Origin of the sequence: Paracoccus sp. MC1862, assembly GCF_016617715.1 — a bacterium.
GTDB lineage: Bacteria > Pseudomonadota > Alphaproteobacteria > Rhodobacterales > Rhodobacteraceae > Paracoccus.
The window spans coordinates 1,367,968-1,386,995 of the sequence record NZ_CP067225.1; the positions used below are offsets into that span (position 1 = coordinate 1,367,968).

Here is a 19,028-nt window from a genome sequence, read left to right on the forward strand (position 1 = left end):
GCTTACAATACGCTTACAAGCTCAAAACGGTGATCATGGCTGACAACCGGATGAAACTCACCAAAGCCAGCATCGCAACGCTGCCTGGCATTCCCGAGGGAGGCAAGCAAGTGCTCATCTGGGACACAGAGATACGAGGCTTCGGTCTGCGAATCGCGCCTGGTGGGACGAAGTCCTACGTGATGCAACGCCGGGTAGGACGCCAGACCAGGCGTATAACTATCGCCCGTGCTGACGACATGACGCCAGAGTCTGCGCGCAAGAAAGCGCTTATTCTCGCGGGTGAGTTCGCGCAGGGAGTCGATCCAGTTGCCGTGAGGCAAGAAGAAGCACGTCGAGGCCAGACGCTTCGTCACGCCATGGAGGCCTACATCGCGGCCCCCAAGAAAAAGGGAGTCGGTAAGGGAGGCGAGAAGAAGGCGCGCACGAAGCGCGACGTGCGGGTCGTGATGCAGCGCCGGTTCGGGGACTGGCTCGACAAGCCGCTAGTCGAGATCACTGAGAGCATGGTTAAGGAGCGCCACGCCTCGGTCACCCGGGCATCACCGGCGCAGGCCAACCTCGCCTTTCGCTACCTGCGAGCGGTCATAAACAATGTCATAGCCGATGTGGACGAGGGCGAGCCCCCTATCCTCAAGGTAAATCCTGTCACCAGGCTGAACCGGCTCAACCAGTGGGCTGACGTGCGTCCCGCTAAAGGCAGGATCCCCGATGCAAGAATTCCCGAATGGGTCGACGCCGTGAAGACTGGCTTAGACGACCTTCCGCATGGCGCCGAGATGCGCGATGCACTACTTTTCTTGCTGCTCACTGGGGCCCGGATCGGAGAACTCTTTGGATCGAAGCCGGACAATTATCCCCCGCTTCGCTGGTCCAGTATCGACTTCAGACAGAGCAAGGTGACTTTCCCAGATACAAAGAACCGCCTAGACCATGAATTTCCCCTGCCCCGTGAACTGAAGATCCTACTCGAGAACAGGAAAGGCCGCGCCGGTCCTGAGTATGTCTTTAGTAGTATAAGCGGTGAGCTTCCGAGCGACCTGCGGCCAGCCTTCCGTCGCATGGCGTCGTTGACCGGTATCGACGTCACTGCTCATGATCTAAGACGCACCTTCTCCAGCGTTGCAAGCAAATTGGATATCTCGATCTACAAGATTAAGCAGCTGACGAACCACATCAGCGGAAACGACGTGACCGCTGACTATGTCGAAGTGGAGATCGAAGAACTCCAAGAGGCCATACAAAAGATCGAGGATCACATCCTGCGTCCGATTAAGAAGGATGACGTGTAATGTTTTATGTTCCCGGATGGATTTCTTTAAAGGAAGTTGTTTTAGGAATTAGAGGTATTTATCGCGAAGCTGAAGTGGTAGAATTCTCAGATATCACGGATGCCGAAGAAAAGAGTCCTTATCTTCATCACATAAAGAAATCAAATCGCCTAGTATGGCACAAACTAAAAGAATGGGCAAATAATGATCAACTTGGCGTCCTAATGCCAAATGGATTTGTAGTGCTCGCCTCCGAGGCACTAATACAGTGCCCCGATACTTCTATCGAGATGGGCGCCTGCATCAACCTGATGGATTGCACAGTCGGGTCGGCGACATGGGGGATGGAGAGACTCGACGGATGCACCGACCGCTATGAGCAGCTGGAAACTTTAGAGGAAAAGCAAGTAAAGTATGGAGCTTACCTCTTCTGCCCGGTTGTCGTCGACGAGGGTGCATATGGTCCACTTTTGACGACTCTTTATGGCCGAGATCGTCCGAGGCGTGAAAAGCTCACAATAAATGACATCGCCGACGAGGTTATCGCGATTTATCATGAAGGAACGGTGCGGCCGACTCGAAAATGGGTGCGCGAGACCTACCTGCCTAACGAGAAATACGAGACCTTCCAAGCCGTTTGGAAAGAAATCACTGCCCGCTGCCCAGACTTGGCGCAGGGCGGGCGACCCAAGAAACCTGAACAAAATACCACAGTAAATCTGAAATAAACCTGAAATAAACCTGGAAAAATCGTCGCACTTTCAATTTGCATTCTCCCGCGACCCCCTCCTAATATGAACTTAGATTGAATACTCGATAGAAGGAGACGGCAAATGGCGCAGGGCGACCTCGTCCCGAAGACTGCAATGCTTCCGGTCCTTGTTACTCAGGAGGAAGCCGCTAATATTCTCGGAGTATCCAAGAAATGGCTCGAACGTGATCGCTGGGCTGAACGCCGCATTCCTTATGTTAAGATAGGCCGCGGCGTTCGGTATCGGATTACCGACATTGCCGCCTACATTGAGGCAAACGTTCAAGCCGCCTGAGTTACCATCTAACCTGCCGGCTGTGGGCTACGTCAGCCTAGCGTCCTACTTAGGACGTCAGGCAGCGGCCAAGGTGACCGTGCTCCGGCCGCTCCCCCGGCTCATGACCTTCACCTGAACGGGTATGCGTTCCTTCATCGCCGCGACATGGCTGATGACGCCGATCGTCCGCCCTTGGCTCTGGAGTCGCTCCAGGGCATTGATCGCAAGATCGAGGCTTTCACTATCGAGCGAGCCGAAGCCCTCGTCGATGAAGAGGGTTGTGGGCATCCCGCCCTGCCCACCCATGCGCGAGAGCGCCAGGGCGAGAGACAACGAGACGAAGAAGCGCTCGCCGCCCGAGAGGCTGCGCGTCGATCGCACCTCGCCGGCCATGTCGGCATCGATCACATGCAGCGCCAGGCCCTCGGCCTGCGCCAAGCGATAGCGCGGCTTCAGCTCGGCAAGATGCTGGTTGGCCCGCTCGACCAGCATGCCCAGCGTCACGGCTTGGGCGATCCGGGCAAACTTGTCGCCTGAGCGCGAGCCAACGGCATGGTTCACTGCCGTCCAGGTGTCGTTTTCCAGCTTCGCTGCCTCGATCTGGCGGTCGAGATCCGCTAGGCTGGCGCGCGCCAGGTCATCGGTGACGATCATGTTGCTGATCGCGCCCATGCGCTCGCGCCGGGCGGCCTGGGCGGTCTCGATCTCGCCGGAGATTGCACGCAACGTCTCGGCATCGCGCTCCGGCACCCCGGCTTCCAGCAGCGCCGTGTAGTCCAGGCTGCGGTCATGCGCCGTCGTCGCCGTGCGGGTGACAGCCTGGTCGAGCTCCTGCAGCTTCTGCCGCAGTGCCCGGATCTCCTCGGACCGCATGGCAAGGATGCCCGCGAGCCGCTCCGGCGTGAGCCCCGCGGACTGCAGGGCCTCGGCAAGGGTGCTCTCGGCCGCGGTGACGCGCCGCCATGCATCTTCCAGGGCCGCGGTCACGCCCTCCTGCCGCGAAGTGGCGGTGGCGAGCTTCGTGGCGGCTTCCGACAGGGCCGTGACGGCGCCGTCGCGCACGTCCTGCGCCTCCAGCCGGATATTGTTCCAGCGGGTGCGATGGGCGCCGGTCTCCTCGCCATCAAGGAGCTGCGACCGCTCGCTTTTCAGCCCGGCCAAAGCATCGCGCCGGCCGCTGGCCATGGCGCTGGCCTTCTCCAAGCCTTGGGTCGCAGCCTCGCACGAGGCCCCTGCGCTCGCGATCTTCGGTCCCAGCTCGGCCAAGTGCTTCTCGGCCTTATCCCGCGCCTTGCAGCTGGCATCCCAAGCCCCAACCATGGCCTTCAGCCTTTCCTGGATCCCGGCTGCGGGTCATCGAGGGAGGGAGCCTCGAGCCCGAGGACATCCAGGCAGGGGGCGAGCCTGTCATCAAGGCCGGCGATGATCATCCCGGCCTGGCCGATCTTCTCCTCCTGCACGGCAATCTGCCGCTCGGCATCGGCGATGTCGCGGGCGAGCTGCGCCATGCTGACGGCACGCTTGTCCCGGCCGGCCGCCAAGACATCGCGGGTCCTGCGCTCCCCGTCGCTGCTGCGCCGCAGCCGGGTGCTCTTACGGATGGCCTCCTGAAGCTCGGACCGGCGGGCGGAGATACTGGCCTGCAGGGCTTCGATCGCCTGGATCGTCCAGCCATCACCGGGCTCTGCGATCCCGGCATCCATTGTTGCCAGCTTATCCGCCGCAGCAGCCAGGGCCTTGCGCGCCGTCTCGGCACGGCTCTCCGCGGCAACCACGGCATTCCGGGCCTGGGCCGCGCGGGCCTCGTGCTCTGCCTTGGCTCGGCCGGCTTCGACATATTCCTGCTTGGCATCCTCATGTGCCTTGCGGGCGGCCTGCATCTCCAGGCGCAGGGCCTCGGCGGCCGCGGCCCGGCCGGGATCGGCCAGGAAGGGATGCTCGGTCCCGCCGCAGACAGGGCAAGGCTCACCCTGCTCAAGACCGGCCCTCATCTGCGCCGCGGCCGCCGAGGCCGCATCTTCGGCGCGCTCGAGGGGCTTCCGGAGTGCCTCGACGGCGCCCGCAGCCTTCAGTCCCTTCTCCTTGATCTGCTCCAGACGCGCAGCCTCTGCCCCGGCCAGGGCCAAGGCATCCTTCTGCTGGGCCGCCGCCGTTGCGGCTTCCCCGCTGGCACGCTGCAGGTCGCGCGCCTCGCGGAGCATGCCGGCGAGATGGTCTCCGGCCCTGCCCAGCCTTCCATCCTCCTGCGCGGGTTCGGCCTTCTCGATCTCCTCGATCTCCGTGGTGAGCTCGGAAATCCGCTCGTCATGGAGCTGGATGGCGGCGAGGTCCTCTCGGTCCTTCTCCTGCAGCAGCGTGTGCTCGTCCGCGGCCTTCTGCTGGCGCTTCTTCTGCTCCTCGAGAGCCGCCTCGGCAGCCTCGCGTTCAACGCGCTGGGCATTCCTCCGGCCGAAGCAGTCGGAGATGTCCGTCCAGGATGCCGCGACCGGCTCGATCCCGGCCATGTCCTTCAGCTTCGAGATGGCCGCATCCCGGTTGCTGCGGGCCGCCTTCTCTTCCTCTCCCAGTGACCGGAGCGTGGCCGACCGGCTCTGCTGCTCGGCCTTGGCCGCGCCCTCCAGCCTTTCCGCCTCCGCCAGCTCCAACGCAGCAGTTTCAATGGCGCTGTCGAGCCGCGAAGCTTCGGTCCAGACCGGTCCAAAGCCCTTGAAGCCTGCCTCGGCCTCGTCATGGGCCTTGCTGGCCGCCTCTTTGGCAGACTGGGCTGCCTGCAAGTCGTCCTGAGCCTTGGTCAGGTCGATGTCTGCCTGTTTCAGCGTCGCCTCGGCACCGGCAGCATCGCGCCGGCACTGCGCCACGGCATCATTGCGGTCGCGCAGCGGCAGGCCCTTGTCGATCTCCTCCAGCCGGGCCCTGTCCGCGGCGGCTCCGGCCTGTGCCTGCAGCGCGGCTTCGGCGGCGCTGGTGGCGGCATCGCGCCGCTGGCGGGCGGTCTCGATCTCGGCGTGGCGCCGCAGGTCGGCCTGAACGCCCGCGAGCTGCTCCTGGTCAGCCTGAAGCGCGGCGGACAGTTCCGCGTTCTCAGCCGCAAGTCCGGCCCGTTCCTCGTCACTGAGGACCTTCCGCTCACCCCGGCGCGCTTCCAGAGTCTCCAGCGCCGCCTTCGCTGCGGCAGCCCTATCGTAGACAGTCCTCGAGATGGTCCTGTAGATCTCGGTGCCTGTGACCTTCTCCAGGGTCGCGGCCCGCTCGGCCGTGCCTGCGCGCAGGAAAGCGTCAAAGTCGCCCTGGGCAAGCAGCACGGTCCGGCGGAACTCCTCGAAGGTCCGGCCGCCCAGCCGGACGACCTCGTTGTTGACGGTGGTCAGTTGCGTCGAGAGCACCTGGTCGTCCGAGAGCCTGGTCAGGCGGCGGTCCACGTTCTGCAGGCGCCCGTCCGCGCGGTTATGGGCGCGCCGCGCCGCCCAGTAGGCCCTGTAGTGCTCGCTATCGAGGCCGATGAAATCCACCTCGGCCCAGCCCAGGCTGGCACCGCGCCGCAGAATGCCCTTGCTGTCCTTGGACCTGACCGCGACGCCGGAGATGTCCGGCACCTCGTCATCGACACCGCCGCCATTGAGCCGCGGGCAGTCATCGAAAAGCGCAAGGCACATGGCGTCGAGGATCGTCGACTTGCCTGCCCCGGTCTCGCCGGTGATGGCGAAGAGTCCGGCGGAGCGGAGGGGCTCCGCCGTCAGGTCGATCTCGAAACGCTCGGCGAGGCTGGCGAGGTTCTCGCCGCGAATGGCCAGGATCTGCATGGGTCACTCGCTCCGGTTGGCGGCGTCGCGGAAGGCCAGGATGTGGCGATCCTCGGCTTCGATCTGGTTGGCCTGCAGGAAGGCCGGCAGGAAGAGGCTCTCGGGGCTCACCTCGGCAAGCGTTCCGGGCAGTTGGTTGCCGTCTTCTGCTTCGATTTCCTCCCGGATGACCCGGATGGAGGCCGGGCGGACGGGATGGTTGGCAAGCAGGTTCTCGGCATTCTGCAGGACGACGGCAGCCGGACCCATCGCCTTCAGCGTGACATAGACAAAGGGCTGGAGGTCGCGCGGCAGGTCCGGATCGAGATCAAGGGCCTCGATGGCGCCCGCCAGATCAGCGGGCTCAATGTCGCTGATCCGGTGGAAGGCTGCCGGCCGCTCGATCTCGATATGGTGGTGGGTAATGCCATCCTCGCCGATCTCGACCAGCGTGGCCCCGTGCCTGTGCCCGATCTCGCTTGCGGAAAGCGGAAAGCAGGAGCCGGGATAGCGGATCCGGCCGCCATCGAGGCTCTGGGGACCATGCAGATGTCCCAGCGCCACATAGGCGAAGCATTCGGGAAAGACCGAGACCGGCACGGCATGTTCGCCGCCAATCGGGATGCGCCGCTCGGCGCCCTCGCTCTCGCGCGCGCCGGCGCAGTGGAGATGTCCCATGGCGATCAGGGGCAGTTCACCACAGGTCGCGCGTGCGGCATCTGCCATGGCCTCGTGGAATTCGGCCGCGGCACGGATGATCGGTGAGCCCTCGCTTTCGGCATCCGCGAAGCTGAGGCCGGGCAGGTCAGCGGGGCGCAGGAAGGGAATGGCCACGGCCCAGGCCCGGATCTCGCCCGCAGAGCAGCGCAACGGCACCATGTGGCGGTCGAACTCGATCTCATCCGCCCGGCGCCGCACCGTGCCGAGCACATGGGCGTCGATCCCGGCCATGAGCGCGCCCGGGGCTTCCAGCCTGTAGGCCGGATCATGGTTGCCGGCGATCATCACCGTGGTGAGATGGGGCCGACGGCTGCGGAACTCGACGAGCCCGTCGTAGAGGAGCCTCTGGGATTCCCCCGATGGGTTCAGCCCGTCGAAGACGTCGCCGGCGATCAGCAGCGCATCGACCTCGTGTTGCTCGATGGCATCGGCCAGTCGCTGGAACCAGATCCGGTGCTCGGCTTCCCGGGACCAACCGTTGAGGCTGTGGCCAAGATGGATGTCCGCAGTGTGGAGAATGCGCATGAGGTGGCTGGCCTACTTTCAACCTTTTTCTCCAGATCAATAGTCGGTTCGATTTGCCGCGGAAAGTCTTCGGCGACCATGAGGAAGGAACGCAGTGGCTTCTCGGCAGCGTGGTCTCCAACCGACCCTAGCCGTTCTATTGTTCCGCCGCCCCCTCCTCAAAAAACAGTTTACGCGGTGGTGGACGGCACCTCCTAGAAGATTACTTACGCGCAGCCGGGGCAGTCACCTGCACAGCAGCGGTTCCCACAGTGGACATTAGTCTTTAGGCGCAGGTGAGTAAGTTGGACGATCCCTCCGCTGGTATGCTTCAGCAATGGCAGCAGCTCATACTGTCACAGCGCGACGGAAGGCTCTGTGAACGGAATTGTTTATCCTGTCCGATAATATGCAGTTCCAAGGGATATTCATATTATCAGCACAGCGGCAACGACGTCAGGCAAGACGACTAGATGTCTGCCGGCTATGGGTAGGCATAGCCTGTGAGACCAGAAGAAGCATGAGGGCCTTTACTTATCACGAATTAGGTCACCCCAGTCCTTTACTTATTTCCCGGAACCGGGTCCAGCAGCATAGTGCGCAGGTCAAAGCCACCGACGGCAAAAACAGAATTCACCCTGCACAAGCTTGTCATGTGGATTGATCATGTTCTGGCTCCCTGGGCAGATGGGAAGGCAGAACACGCCTATGCGATGCAATAACCATCTGCAACGAACCCTCGATCCATACACCCAAGAGGATTGGGCCTGCTCACTCTCTCCTTCGGGGCATCATCCTGCAATGCTAAATTACGCATAAAACAAACCAGGTATAAATCTGGTATATGAAATTACCTAAATTGAACCAGGTATCGAAATAGTCCCGGTTATGTTCCCTATGTAGTATATGGCCGAGGACGCATCCCACAGCCTTCAAGAGTGGGACTTTTGAACGTCATTGAACTGGCCCCCCTTTGGACCGGACACGCAGGCCTCATCATGGAGGCTTAGGCTTATGCCTGCAAAGCCATGAATGGTCTTGCCCCCGTTTCGCCGGACACTCAGGCGGTTGCGGTTTGAGCTGCGATGAACTCGCGTGGCGAGCGCATCTTCAACCCTGAGTGCGGGTGGTTGTTGTTGTAGTCCTCGATCCAGCCTCCGATCAATCCGAGGACGGTCTGGGCATCGGGCAGCGGCGTCACCTGGACGTAGTCGCGCTTCAGCGTCTTTACGAAAGCCTCCGAGATGCCGTTGCTTTGCGGGCTCTGGATTGGGGTGAAGCAGGGTTTCAGCCCGAGCTGGCGGGCGAATACCTGCGTGTCCCTGGCGATGTAAGGGGAGCCGTTGTCGGACAGCATCTCAATCACCGAGGGCGCGCGGTATGTGCCGAAGCGGCGTTCGACGGCTTCGAGCATGATGTCACGGATGTCGGACCCGCTGATCCCGGCATTCACGACGGCGCGCCAGGCGATGACCTCACGGTCGTGGGCGTCGATGATGAAGGCGCCGCGGAGGATGTCGCCGTTCCAGCAGGTGAACTCGAACCCGTCCGAGCACCAGCGCAGGTTCGAGCGCATCACGATGACCTTGCCGTCGTGAACATGTTCGGGCCGCTCGGAATACTTCCGCGCCAGCAGCAGCTTGTGAGCCTTCATGATCCGGTAGATCCGCTTGTGATTGGCTGGTGCCAGCCCCTCCGATCGAAGCTGCCGGTTCAGGATCGCGGTGATCCGCCGGTAGCCATAGGTCGGCCGCGCCGCAACCAGCGCCGTGATCTTCGGCACCACCGCCGCGTCCTGCGCCTTGTGATAGCGCCGACGCGGCTTCGTCCTGCCTTGCAGCCGGTCGACCAGGTTGGAACGGGCCACATCCAGGGTGTCGGCCACGACCTTCACTGGAAATCGTCCCTGAGCGGCGACCGCGCCAGCAAGGTCGGTTTTTTTGAGCGTGCCTTGTCCAGGGCCTCGCGCAGGATCTCGGCCTCCAGGGTCTTGCGGCCAAGCTGGCGTTCAAGCTCCCGGATACGGTCCTCCAACTGCCGGACGACCCTGTTGCTGGTGACGTCATCATCCTCGGCCACAGCGACACTCCCTCCTTCGAGCATCAGGCGACGCCAACGATAGAGCAGGTTCGGCGCAACGCCATTGCGGCGGGCCACCACCGAGATGCTGGCTCTTTCGTCCAGCGTCTCCTCGACAATGCGGAGCTTCTCGGCCGCGCTCCAGCGGCGACGGCGACCGCCGTCGGTGATGATCTCGATCTCAGACATAAGCACGTGCTCAGGCATATGCCTAAGCCTCCATGGTCATGCCTGAGTGTCCGGTCGAAACGGGGGCCAGTTCAATGAACCTGCCGCGCAGCGCCTTTTACTACCGCGCGACGTCTTCGGGCGCTGGACCGACGGACGCCGAGATGACCGCCCTCATCGAAGACATCCAGGATGAGTTTCTCGCCAGCCAGCTAGCGGCGGTTGTGCAATCCGAGCATACCGTTGTCGCGGCCCGCCGCGGCACCAACGTCGTCACCTTGACGGGCTGACACGCCACCGGCGTGCGATGACCAACAGGAGCGCCCTATGCAACCACTCCGCCAGTCCTCTCAGGGCGAGCGCATCGGCGTCATCTCCGATACCCACGGTCTGCTCCGCCCCGAAGCGCTGGAGGCTCTCGAAGGCGTGGGTCACATCCTGCACGCGGGCGACATCGGCGATCCCAACCATCTTGACGCACTGGCGCGCATTGCCCCGGTGACGGCAATCCGCGGCAACATCGACCGCGACCCCTGGGCCGAGGCTCTGCCCGAAACGGTGAGCCTCACGATCGGAAGCCTGCGGATCCACATGATCCATGACCGCAAGGCTTTGCAGGCTGATGCAGGAGCCGAGGGGTGGAACGTCGTGATCTCGGGCCACTCACACAAGCCCGGCATTGTGGAAACCAGCAGCACCCTCTGGCTGAACCCCGGCGCAGCCGGCCCGCGCCGCTTCCGCCTGCCGATCACGCTGGCTTTCCTTTGGGAAGAGGCCGGCCGCCCCCGCGCCATGATCCACCCCCTGCCTGCCTGACCCGCTTCCGCCTGAATATGCCCACCTACGTCGTCAGCCCTCGTGCCTTTGCCAAGCGCAGTCGGCCCATTGCTGCCGTTCGTGTCTGATCGCATGCTGCATGGCAGCTTTCTCACACCGGCCATTCACATGTGGCGCCGCGAGCTTCGTCGGAACACCGCGAAGCGGCACGGGTTGGGACAGCACCAGATTTCCTTTCCACACTCACTATCCGAGAAGGAGGAAGATGGGACAGGACTGGGAAGACCGGGAAGGCTGGGGCCGCAATGCGGCATAGGTTCAAGTGGCACCGGCACGATCGGCATTTCGGGACTGTAAGGATCCCCACGGGCTGCCGCGCTGGCACCGGGGCGGCGGCCACTGAACGCCGATCTTGACGCATGCATGGCGATCAGCATCGACTGAGGTTCCTCCAGTTTGAGTAGGCCCGCTGTCGGCACGACTGAACCCCTGACCCGCGTGGTGCCATGATCCCGCTGCTTCAACCCGACCCGTATATCCTTATCCTGACCGGCGCGGGCTTCCTGATTGCGCTGGTGGCGTGGCTGCCGCTGGCGCTGCGGCGGCTGCCCCTGTCACTGCCCGTCGTCTGCATCGGCCTGGGGGCGGCGCTCTTCTCGCTCCCGGGGGCCAGGCTGGAACCCTCGCCGCTGGCCTATCCCGAGATCACCGAACGGTTCAGCGAGTTCGTCGTCATCATCGCGCTGATGGGGGCCGGGCTGAAGCTCGACCGGGTCTTCGGGCTGCACCGCTGGCAGGTGACCTGGCGGCTGATCCTCGTCACCCTTCCCCTCAGCATTGGTGCCATCACCCTGCTGGCCGGAACGTGGTTGGGGTTTGCGTGGCCGCTCGCGCTGCTCCTGGGCGCGGCGTTGGCACCGACCGATCCGGTCCTCGCCGCCGACGTGCAGGTCGGCCCGCCCAGGACGGGCGAGGAGGACGAGGTCCGCTTCGGCCTGACCTCGGAGGCGGGCATCAACGATGGCGCCGCCTTCCCCTTTGTCCATCTGGCCATCGCCCTGGCCCTCGCGGGCACGACGGGAGAGCCTTGGGCGCTGAAGTGGCTAAGCTACAACGTCCTCTGGGAGATCGGCGCCGGCGTCGCGGGCGGCTACCTCATCGGCCGCGCCTTCGGCTGGCTCACCTTCCGGATCCCGGCCGAGACGAAGCTCGCGCAGACCGGCGACGGGCTGATCGCGCTCTCCGCCACCTTCGTGTCCTACGGGCTGACCGAGATCATCCACTCCTATGGTTTCCTGTCGGTCTTCGTCACCGCCCTGACCTTCCGCGCGGCCCACCGCGGCCACGACTTCCACCGCGAGATGCATGACGTCACCGAACAGGTCGAGCGCCTGGCGATGATGGTGCTTCTGCTGCTGTTCGGGGGCGCCGTGGCCAAGGGTCTGCTGGCGGGGCTGGCTTGGCAGGACCTCGCCGCGGCGCTGGTCATCCTTCTGGTCATCCGCCCCGTAACGGGGCTGATCGGCTTGGCTGGGCTCAGGGCGTCCTGGAGCGAGAAGCTGACCATTGCCTTCTTCGGCATCCGCGGCGTGGGCTCGATCTACTATCTGGCCTACGGGCTGAACCACATGGAGGTCGCGGGGCCCGAGCGCCTCTGGGCCATCGCAGGGCTGGTGATCCTGATCTCGATCCTCATGCACGGGCTGACAGTCACGCCCATCATGCGCCTGATCGACCGAAAGCACGGCCGCGACCCCGATGCAGATGCCATCCCGCCGCCCGGGCTGCAGGGACCGGGCGGCGGGTGATCCCAGCCGGATCACAAGAGGCGCCGCAGGGTCACACCCCGGATCGCAACACGCCTGCTGCAGGCGCCCGCCCGGCCTGCCTCAGTTCGTGAAGGCGTCGATCAGTTCGATGACGGCAAGGACCTTCCTGGTGTCGCGGTCCACCCGGTAGGCCCGGTCGCCATCGCGATAGTAGCGCCAGTCATCGCGGATCGCGAGGTTCAGCCGCCGCGGATCTCGGACAACCACGTAGTCGCCGACCCGAAGCACATCGCCCACGTGGGGATAGTAGCGCTTGTCATCCTTTCGGGCCGCTCCGGGCGGCACGCAGGGCCGGCTCTTTTTGGCCAGGCCGGGCGGGCAATGGTGCGCGGCACGGGCGTGCTCGCCTCGTCCTCCGTTCCCCTTGCCGTGACCGGGATCCGACATCGCCGGCGTTGCGATCAGCGCCGCGGTGACGGCTGCCATTGCCGACAGGGCGCCAAGGGATCTCATGGTTCGTCTCCGGGCTTGCGGGTTCCGACCATCAACTCGCAGAGCGCGTCGGAGCACCAGACAGTCGAGATCACAATGGAATGAACTACCGCAAAATGGCTACCGCAGCAGCCCCCGTCTTAGACCCTCAGTCAAGGGCTCGAGAGAAAGTTTAAGGCGACACATTCCGAGGAGCCAAGGCCGAGGCTGCCATTCGCAAGTCAGTTGACTCTGACGAGCACTTGGACTGGTGCCCGGCGGTCACTCCTCTCCCGTGCTGCACTGCAGCTTTCCCGAGAGCGGTCAGTCGGCGCAGCACCAGATTAGCCACTGACATGCCAACTGATGCATCACCTCAGCTTCCGACCTCGGGTGCCCCCGCGTCTTCGGCCAGCATCAGGGTGAAACCCAGCACTGCCGGATGAGCGCGCAGCGCCTCGGCCAGCCGGTCACGGTCCGCAAGGCTGGCCCCCCAGGTCCGTGCGGTGAACGTGGTGCTTCGTGCCTGCGCGTCGTAGCTCTGGCTGAGGGGTTGGTCAGGCAGGCCATGTGTCTGCAACAGTCGGCGCAGCCCGGCCACGTCGAGCCCCTCTTCATCACGGACGGCCACTGTCAGCCGCAGGCCACTGCTGCGCGGCAGCACCGCATAGAGAATCCGCAGCCCGACCAACACCAGCAGCGTCGCGGCCGTGCCGATCAGGGCGAGCCCGAACATCCCCACGCCATAGACGATCCCGAGCGCGGCACTGATCCACAACGAGGCGGCCGTCGTCAGCCCGTGGACGGAGGGGCCTTCGCGGAAGATCACTCCCGCACCCAGAAACCCGATCCCGGTCAGGATGCCATGCGCCATGCGCGTCGGGTCCGACACGATCTGCGTGCCGGGGACAAGCTTCAGCGTCCACAGCTCCTGCTGCGCCGCGGCGAGCGTCAGCAGGGTCGCGGCGAGACACACCAGGGCATGCGTCCGCAGCCCGGCGGGCTTGCCCTGCACCTCGCGGTCAATGCCGATCAGCACCCCGGTGATCAGGCTGGCCAGCAGCGGCAGGCCGATATCGGCGGACAGGAACTGAGTGAGATAGTCGGGCAAGGCAGGCTCCCTGGCGTGGCCGGCGGGTGCGTGCCTCGCCCGCTCGTGTGAGGCCGAAGCTGGCGCGGCGCCCAATGGTTCCCGCAAGCTCGAGGGTCAGTCTGTCCCGGTAATCTCCTCCATCACGCCGGAGCGCGACCGATTGCAGTCCAGGCTCACCGGAGTCTCCCATGAGACCCGGACCAGACTGTATGGATGGGAGGATAATGGAGCAAATGTCATCTTCCCGCCGCAGGTCAGGAATCCTCCCCGGGTGACAGAGCAAGGTCCGGTTAACGCCCTGTGACTGGTATCTGTAGTCCCATATGGGTGAGGGCGGCGCGGCGGGGTTAAACCCGCCGCGTCTGTATGAAGGAAGTTCTTCTTGCGGGCGGACAGCTAGGTCCTGTCTGACGGCCGCTGCAACGAGAGGAGGCGTGGGCAGTTGCCTTGGTGAACGTCACCATGGCGGAGGTCTGCAATGCGACGGCACGAACTCAGCGATGCGCAGCGGGAGTTGATTGCGGACCTCATGCCCCGTGCGGATCCGCGTGGTGGCGGCTGCTAGCGGGACCATCGGCAGGTGGTGAACGGGCTGATGTGGAAGCTCGCCACAGGCGCACAGTGGCGAGACCTGCCGGAACGCTACGGACCGTGGCAGACCGTCTGCGAGCGCTTCAGCCGCTGGCGACGCGAGGGGCTGTTCGACAGGCTTTTGGATCGCCTGCGGCTTACGCTGAATGTCGAAGGTCTGATCGACCTGGGCCTGTGGTGCATCGACAGCACCTCGATCCGGGCCAGCCGTTCGGCCACAGGAGCGGGTAAAAAGGGGCCTCCGAGGAGCGGGAGCACCATGCGCTCGGCCTGTCGCGAGGGGGCATCGGCACCAAGATCCACCTGGTGACCGACGGGTCCGGCCCGCCGCTCGCCTTCACGCTCACCCCGGGGCAGCGGCACGAGATGTCCGCCTTCGAGCGAACCCTGGAAACCGTCCGCCTCCCGGGCCTGCGAGGGCGCCCCCGCACCCGTCCCAAGTATCTCGCGGGCGACAAGGCCTACAGCTGCCGACCCGTCTTCGCCTACCTGCGCCGACGCCGGATCCGGCCGGTCATCCCATCCCGCCAAGGCGGCAACATGGGCAGGGGCTGCCCGCGACGCTTCGACCCAGATCTCTACCGCATGCGCAATGCGATCGAGCGCTGCGTCGGATGGCTGAAAGGCTCCCGCTCCATCGCGACCCGACATGAGAAGCTCGCCGTCAACTTTGGCGCTATGCTGAAGCTCGCCTTCCTGCGCCAATACCTGCGGACCCTCAGGCCGTCAGACAGGACCTAGCAGTTCGAGGGGGTGAACGCTTGGGACTTGGCCCGTGGCGAGTTCCAGATGCCGAAGCTCGGGCACAGGAACCCAACGCACAAACTAACCCCTACTGCTGGCGTGCCTTGCGATTGGCATAGCGGCGGTCGCGGTCGGCCTTGCGTGCGGCATCATCCTTGATGACCTGGGCGATCAGGCTGTCATCCTTCTCACGCGCCTCGATCTTGGCTCTGGCAGCAACAGCAGCGGCATCCTGATATGCCGCCTCCTCGGCCTCAGCGCGCGCCTGCTCCTGCTGCCGCTCCCGCACCTCGGACTTTATCCGATCCCGCTCCTCGCGCCGCTCGTCCCGCGCGACGGCGATCGCCAGAAGCTCTTCCTGGCGCGCAAGGCGCATGGGTTCGGCAGCGTCCCTTGTGGCTTGGTAAGCGCGAAGGAGCGCGGCTTTCGCATCGGCAGCGGCGCTGCGGCGGTCGGCAAGATCGTTGGTTTTCGCGGTTCTCAAGTCTGTATCCTGTCTGAAGTGTGGTTGGCCTGAAGGTCAGACCCTTGTGGCGCGTTTTGCGGCGCGGGCCGTGGGGCCCTCGCGCGGTCTTCAACTTCCCTTGCCAGGCGAGCTGTCCTGAGCCGCGAGGTCTTTTCCTTGCGGGCAGCTGCGGTATCGTCGAGTTCCGCGACGGCTCGCTCTCGCGCCAGGAACTGCGACTGGGCCTTGGCGAAGGCGATCTCCGCCTGCTGGCGCAGCCTGCTGTGGGTCGGTGTCATGGCCATTCACCTCCGAAAGCTCGTGTCATCGAGCGGCAAGAAAAAAGGTCAGGCAAATTGCCTGACCTTCATCGGTGTCCTGCTCTCAGGAACGCGGTTGCATTCCTGCGCAAGGAAAGCAGACGCCAATTCAGGCAGCCTGGAGGTTGCAGGCCGACATCTTGCCCGACTTGCTGTCGCGTTCCATGTCGTAGCTGAGCTTCTGGCCTTCGGTGATTTCACGCATTCCGGAGCGCTCGACAGCGGAGATATGGACGAATGCGTCCGCGCCGCCATTGTCAGGCTGAATGAAGCCGAAACCCTTGGTGCCGTTGAACCATTTCACTGTGCCGGTGGTCATGATGAACCCTTTCAGAGGCATGTTGACTGACCGTGGCGCAAAAGCGTCACGGACGGGGATAGCGATTTTTGAAAGGGAGGTCTGTTCAGGGCGCGGTGCCAATCGCGCAACAACCAAAGCTCGGCAAGCAAATATCGACCTAGCTCCTATAGATGTAACGATCTTCCATGTCAATCCTAAAATCTTGGCCTTTGCCGGTAGAAAATGTTCCGTCTCCTTTACAAGTCATGAAATCGACTGCTCGGGCGTTGCGTATTCTGGTGCGGGCCGCCTCATTTCCGCGGCATCCTCAGCCACGAGGTTCTTGTCCAGCCAGGCGCGCCCCTACATTGCCTGTGCAAGGCCGGCCTTGCATCCGGCACAGGCCGGGTTCACTGAACCGGCTGTGACCCATTCTTCGTATCACTCTCGGTCCCTGGCGGCGCTCGGATGGTCGGCGTTCTTCGACGATCAGTTGGACCCGGCGGAAACCGCTTTCGCGAGGATGCGCATCGCGACCGTTCATCGGGCCCGCATGACTGCCGAGTCCCTTTCAGGACCCGTGCGGCTGAAGCTGCCCGTCCACGCCAACACGGCGGATCACGCGGTCGGTGACTGGGTCCTGGTGGAGCCGGAAACCCGGATGCTCGTCCGCCGGCTGGCGCGGAAGACCCTGCTGCAACGGCGCACCGAGGGTGGCCGGTTTCCGCAGTTGATCGCGGCAAACGTGGACACGCTTCTCATCGTCACCTCCTGCAACGACGACCTCAATGTTGCGCGGCTCGAGCGCTATCTGGCACTTGCGAACGAGGCCGGCACGACGCCGGTGATCGTTCTGACAAAGGCGGATCAGGTGGCGGATGCCGGACCTTACCGGGAGCAGGTGACGGGCCTGCAACGCGGGCTGGATGTCGTGACGCTGAATGCCAGGTCGCCGGATGCGGCGCTGGTGCTGGCGCCGTGGTGCGGCACCGGTCAGACAGTCGCCCTGGTCGGCTCGTCGGGAGTGGGGAAATCCTCGCTGCTCAACACGCTTGCCGCGAAGGCACCGGAAGAGGCGCAGCTGACCGGCAGCATCCGCGAGGCGGACGCCAAGGGGCGCCACACGACCACGTCGCGCTCGCTCCATGCCATTGCCGGTGGTGGATGGGTGATCGACACGCCCGGCATCCGGACGCTGCATGTCAGTGACATCTCCGCAGGCTTGGACCTGCTGTTTGCCGAGATTGCCGAGCTTGCGCCCCTTTGCCGCTTCGGGAATTGCACCCATTCCCATGAACCGGGATGCGCGGTTCAGGCGGCAGTTGCCGCCGGAACGCTCGATCGGGTGCGGGTCGATCGCTGGCGCAAGCTCCAGGAGGAGAACCGGAGCAACACCCCCGTCCAGTCCGGGCCACGCGGGAACAAGACGACGAAGGCCCCCGGCAGACGACGCTGAAGGTGATCTCCGGACCTGACCCGGCCATTGCCAACTGTCGTCCGCACCCTTCGAGCATGGCAGTTCCCATTGCGGTCGGTGCCTGCTGGCGCGAAGCACACGGCGCACAGTCAGCATTGCGTGATGCCCCTCAGTCCGCGGAAGATACCTGAGTTTCCGGACATGCAATCGAGCGGAACCTTGTCAACTGTCAGGGTTCAGCCTGCTCGTCTGGTGTGTTCGCCCATTCCAGAAAGAGGCTGTAGCCCACGGCCAGAAGCGCGGGACCGACGAAGATGCCGATGAATCCGAAGGCCAGGATGCCTCCGATGAACCCGAAGAAGCCCAGCACGACCGGCAGATCGTTGGACTGGGAGAGAAGGTAAGGTCTCAGCACGTTGTCGATGGTGCTGATAAGCAGCGCCCCCCAGGCCACGACGAACATGCCCCACCAGAAGTCGCCCTGGACGATGAGCCAGATTGCGACCCCGGCCCATACGAACGGCGGCCCGCCGGGAAGAAACGACAGAACGAACGTGAGAAAGCCCAGCAGCAGGGCTGGCTCGATGCCGGCGATCCAGAAGCCCAAGGCCGCCAACAGGCCCTGTGCAAGGGCGGTTCCGACCAGACCGAAGATCACGCCCTGAACCGTCGCGCCGACAAGTTTCAGCAGGCGCCGCGCCCGGTGTCCAGCGATCCGCTCGGTGCTCCGGCGCACATACGCCGCAATCTGACGGCCGTTCAGATAGAAGAAGAACGCGATGAAGACGCTGAAGGCGAGTTCGAGAAGACCAACTCCGATGAAAGCTCCGCCTGCCATCGCAACGTCGGCAGCGGGCCCGGTGAAGCGTCTCAGCGCGGCAAGAAAGGCGGGCGCATCGAGCGCAAGGCCTTGCCAGTAGCTGGCAATGCTCTCGCCAACGATCGGGAAATCGCCGATCCAGGCCGGCGGCCCGGGCGGTCCTTCCTCGACCACCCGCCCAAGCACGCGGACAAGGTCGCCTACGCTCTCGGCCAGTGCCGCCACCAGAAGGGCGAAGGGTGCGACAATGACCAGCGAGGCGGTGAGGGTCATCAGGGCGGCGGCGGAACCTCGCCTGCCGCCGAGGGCTCTTTCGAACTGGCGATAGACGGGCCAGGTGGACCAGCACAGAACGGCGGCCCACATGATCGGCGTCAGGAAGGGCGAGATCACCAGGAAACAGCCGAGCACGAGCACGAGCAGTGCCCCGATCCCGAGCAGCTTCTCGTATTGTGTTGCCAGAGCCATCCCGAGTTGTCCTGGTGTGCTGTTCCGGTTTCGCGGAGCTGGGTCGTTGGCTAACAGTATAGCGGCTGTTCGATGCGGCATATCGGCTAATGGGCGACGCCGGTGCCTGTTCGTCACCTCCTCCCAGGTCATCCGCCATGGCGGCAGCCTTGCCGATCCTTCGGCCCGATAACGGAAGTCTCCAAGGCAGGCATACGGCACTGCCTGTCCCAGGAGGGGGGCGAAACCAAAGGCAGCTACTGGTCTACGGGATGAAGCATCTGCTTCCTGGGAGACGATTCTCT

17 protein-coding genes and 1 pseudogene are annotated in these 19,028 nt (G+C 63.9%); 8 read left to right on the forward strand and 10 right to left on the reverse strand.

All coding sequences use genetic code 11. The annotated features are described in order from the left end of the window. Positions 1 to 35 precede the first annotated feature (35 nt). The 3 genes from JGR78_RS06890 (at position 36) to JGR78_RS06900 (ending at position 2,317) form a co-directional block, all read left to right on the forward strand. A complete protein-coding gene (locus tag JGR78_RS06890; RefSeq protein WP_182803690.1) occupies positions 36 to 1,292 on the forward strand; it encodes an integrase family protein in 1,257 nt (418 codons plus the stop codon). Next, the gene (locus JGR78_RS06895) at positions 1,292 to 1,999 is read left to right on the forward strand and encodes a hypothetical protein (RefSeq protein ID WP_182803692.1); all 708 of its coding nucleotides are present in this window, start codon (positions 1,292 to 1,294) and stop codon (positions 1,997 to 1,999) included. Before JGR78_RS06890 ends, JGR78_RS06895 begins: the two co-directional genes overlap by 1 nt. 105 nt (positions 2,000 to 2,104) lie before the next feature. After that, a complete protein-coding gene (locus JGR78_RS06900; protein ID WP_200559468.1) occupies positions 2,105 to 2,317 on the forward strand; it encodes a helix-turn-helix domain-containing protein in 213 nt (70 codons plus the stop codon). Positions 2,318 to 2,374: 57 nt separating this feature from the next. Here JGR78_RS06900 and JGR78_RS06905 read toward each other — a convergent pair whose 3' ends face one another. From JGR78_RS06905 to JGR78_RS06920, 4 genes are all read right to left on the reverse strand, one after another. Continuing rightward, a complete protein-coding gene (locus JGR78_RS06905; RefSeq protein WP_200559469.1) occupies positions 2,375 to 3,619 on the reverse strand; it encodes an SbcC/MukB-like Walker B domain-containing protein in 1,245 nt (414 codons plus the stop codon). A gap of 5 nt (positions 3,620 to 3,624) precedes the next feature. Beyond that, positions 3,625 to 6,099, reverse strand: a complete 2,475-nt coding sequence (locus tag JGR78_RS06910) for an AAA family ATPase (RefSeq protein WP_182803697.1) — start codon at positions 6,097 to 6,099, stop codon at positions 3,625 to 3,627. Between the two features lie 3 nt (positions 6,100 to 6,102). Further along, complete coding sequence (locus JGR78_RS06915) at positions 6,103 to 7,323, reverse strand: exonuclease SbcCD subunit D (protein ID WP_182803699.1); 1,221 nt, start codon at positions 7,321 to 7,323, stop codon at positions 6,103 to 6,105. 1,039 nt (positions 7,324 to 8,362) lie between these two features. Beyond that, positions 8,363 to 9,588, reverse strand: a protein-coding gene (locus JGR78_RS06920; protein ID WP_182806273.1) for an IS3 family transposase whose coding sequence is annotated in 2 segments (ribosomal slippage) — positions 8,363 to 9,246 and positions 9,246 to 9,588 — 1,227 coding nt in all. Because the reading frame shifts where the segments join, the coding sequence is not laid out codon by codon here. 56 nt (positions 9,589 to 9,644) lie between these two features. On the opposite strand from JGR78_RS06920, the gene JGR78_RS06925 reads away from it, so the two are divergent. The 3 genes from JGR78_RS06925 (at position 9,645) to JGR78_RS06935 (ending at position 12,134) form a co-directional block, all read left to right on the forward strand. Next, positions 9,645 to 9,839, forward strand: a complete 195-nt coding sequence (locus tag JGR78_RS06925; protein WP_182805804.1) for a hypothetical protein — start codon at positions 9,645 to 9,647, stop codon at positions 9,837 to 9,839. Between the two features lie 37 nt (positions 9,840 to 9,876). Next, positions 9,877 to 10,365 carry a metallophosphoesterase family protein gene (locus JGR78_RS06930; RefSeq protein WP_182805806.1) on the forward strand — a complete coding sequence of 163 codons (489 nt, stop codon included), beginning with the start codon at positions 9,877 to 9,879 and terminating at the stop codon, positions 10,363 to 10,365. Between the two features lie 467 nt (positions 10,366 to 10,832). After that, positions 10,833 to 12,134 (forward strand): sodium:proton antiporter, encoded by a 1,302-nt coding sequence (locus JGR78_RS06935; protein ID WP_182805808.1) that lies wholly within the window; start codon positions 10,833 to 10,835, stop codon positions 12,132 to 12,134. Between the two features lie 81 nt (positions 12,135 to 12,215). Here JGR78_RS06935 and JGR78_RS06940 read toward each other — a convergent pair whose 3' ends face one another. Beyond that, positions 12,216 to 12,608: a hypothetical protein gene (locus tag JGR78_RS06940; RefSeq protein WP_234450901.1), complete on the reverse strand. Its 393-nt coding sequence runs from the start codon at positions 12,606 to 12,608 to the stop codon at positions 12,216 to 12,218. A 334-nt stretch (positions 12,609 to 12,942) separates the two neighbouring features. Continuing rightward, the gene (locus JGR78_RS06945) at positions 12,943 to 13,677 is read right to left on the reverse strand and encodes an MgtC/SapB family protein (protein ID WP_234450902.1); all 735 of its coding nucleotides are present in this window, start codon (positions 13,675 to 13,677) and stop codon (positions 12,943 to 12,945) included. Positions 13,678 to 14,137: 460 nt separating this feature from the next. On the opposite strand from JGR78_RS06945, the pseudogene JGR78_RS06950 reads away from it, so the two are divergent. Further along, positions 14,138 to 14,991: pseudogene (locus tag JGR78_RS06950) on the forward strand (IS5 family transposase). Between the two features lie 91 nt (positions 14,992 to 15,082). On the opposite strand, the gene JGR78_RS06955 reads toward JGR78_RS06950, so the two are convergent. From JGR78_RS06955 to JGR78_RS06965, 3 genes are all read right to left on the reverse strand, one after another. Beyond that, on the reverse strand, positions 15,083 to 15,370 hold the full coding sequence (locus JGR78_RS06955) for a hypothetical protein (protein ID WP_371816668.1): 288 nt from the start codon (positions 15,368 to 15,370) through the stop codon (positions 15,083 to 15,085). Between the two features lie 104 nt (positions 15,371 to 15,474). After that, positions 15,475 to 15,738 (reverse strand): hypothetical protein, encoded by a 264-nt coding sequence (locus tag JGR78_RS06960; RefSeq protein ID WP_200559470.1) that lies wholly within the window; start codon positions 15,736 to 15,738, stop codon positions 15,475 to 15,477. Between the two features lie 130 nt (positions 15,739 to 15,868). Then, positions 15,869 to 16,078 carry a cold-shock protein gene (locus tag JGR78_RS06965; RefSeq protein WP_182793655.1) on the reverse strand — a complete coding sequence of 70 codons (210 nt, stop codon included), beginning with the start codon at positions 16,076 to 16,078 and terminating at the stop codon, positions 15,869 to 15,871. A 385-nt stretch (positions 16,079 to 16,463) separates the two neighbouring features. Here JGR78_RS06965 and rsgA point away from each other — a divergent pair, with 385 nt between their 5' ends. Continuing rightward, a complete protein-coding gene (gene rsgA / locus JGR78_RS06970) occupies positions 16,464 to 17,495 on the forward strand; it encodes a ribosome small subunit-dependent GTPase A (protein WP_234450904.1) in 1,032 nt (343 codons plus the stop codon). 190 nt (positions 17,496 to 17,685) lie between these two features. On the opposite strand, the gene JGR78_RS06975 is transcribed toward rsgA, so the two are convergent. Continuing rightward, the gene (locus JGR78_RS06975) at positions 17,686 to 18,744 is read right to left on the reverse strand and encodes an AI-2E family transporter (protein ID WP_182805816.1); all 1,059 of its coding nucleotides are present in this window, start codon (positions 18,742 to 18,744) and stop codon (positions 17,686 to 17,688) included. Positions 18,745 to 19,028: the final 284 nt, after the last annotated feature.

Excerpts from the sequence above, each read along its gene's own strand:
- JGR78_RS06900 (WP_200559468.1), top strand. The coding sequence starts at position 2,105 with ATGGCGCAGGGCGACCTCGTCCCGAAGACTGCAATGCTTCCGGTCCTT.
- JGR78_RS06955 (WP_371816668.1), bottom strand. The coding sequence starts at position 15,370 with ATGCGCCTTGCGCGCCAGGAAGAGCTTCTGGCGATCGCCGTCGCGCGG.
- JGR78_RS06935 (WP_182805808.1), top strand. The coding sequence starts at position 10,833 with ATGATCCCGCTGCTTCAACCCGACCCGTATATCCTTATCCTGACCGGC.
- JGR78_RS06930 (WP_182805806.1), top strand. The coding sequence starts at position 9,877 with ATGCAACCACTCCGCCAGTCCTCTCAGGGCGAGCGCATCGGCGTCATC.
- JGR78_RS06940 (WP_234450901.1), bottom strand. The coding sequence starts at position 12,608 with ATGAGATCCCTTGGCGCCCTGTCGGCAATGGCAGCCGTCACCGCGGCG.
- JGR78_RS06905 (WP_200559469.1), bottom strand. The coding sequence starts at position 3,619 with ATGGTTGGGGCTTGGGATGCCAGCTGCAAGGCGCGGGATAAGGCCGAG.
- JGR78_RS06925 (WP_182805804.1), top strand. The coding sequence starts at position 9,645 with ATGAACCTGCCGCGCAGCGCCTTTTACTACCGCGCGACGTCTTCGGGC.
- JGR78_RS06895 (WP_182803692.1), top strand. The coding sequence starts at position 1,292 with ATGTTTTATGTTCCCGGATGGATTTCTTTAAAGGAAGTTGTTTTAGGA.
- JGR78_RS06975 (WP_182805816.1), bottom strand. The coding sequence starts at position 18,744 with ATGGCTCTGGCAACACAATACGAGAAGCTGCTCGGGATCGGGGCACTG.
- JGR78_RS06965 (WP_182793655.1), bottom strand. The coding sequence starts at position 16,078 with ATGACCACCGGCACAGTGAAATGGTTCAACGGCACCAAGGGTTTCGGC.
- JGR78_RS06960 (WP_200559470.1), bottom strand. The coding sequence starts at position 15,738 with ATGACACCGACCCACAGCAGGCTGCGCCAGCAGGCGGAGATCGCCTTC.
- JGR78_RS06915 (WP_182803699.1), bottom strand. The coding sequence starts at position 7,323 with ATGCGCATTCTCCACACTGCGGACATCCATCTTGGCCACAGCCTCAAC.
- JGR78_RS06890 (WP_182803690.1), top strand. The coding sequence starts at position 36 with ATGGCTGACAACCGGATGAAACTCACCAAAGCCAGCATCGCAACGCTG.
- JGR78_RS06910 (WP_182803697.1), bottom strand. The coding sequence starts at position 6,099 with ATGCAGATCCTGGCCATTCGCGGCGAGAACCTCGCCAGCCTCGCCGAG.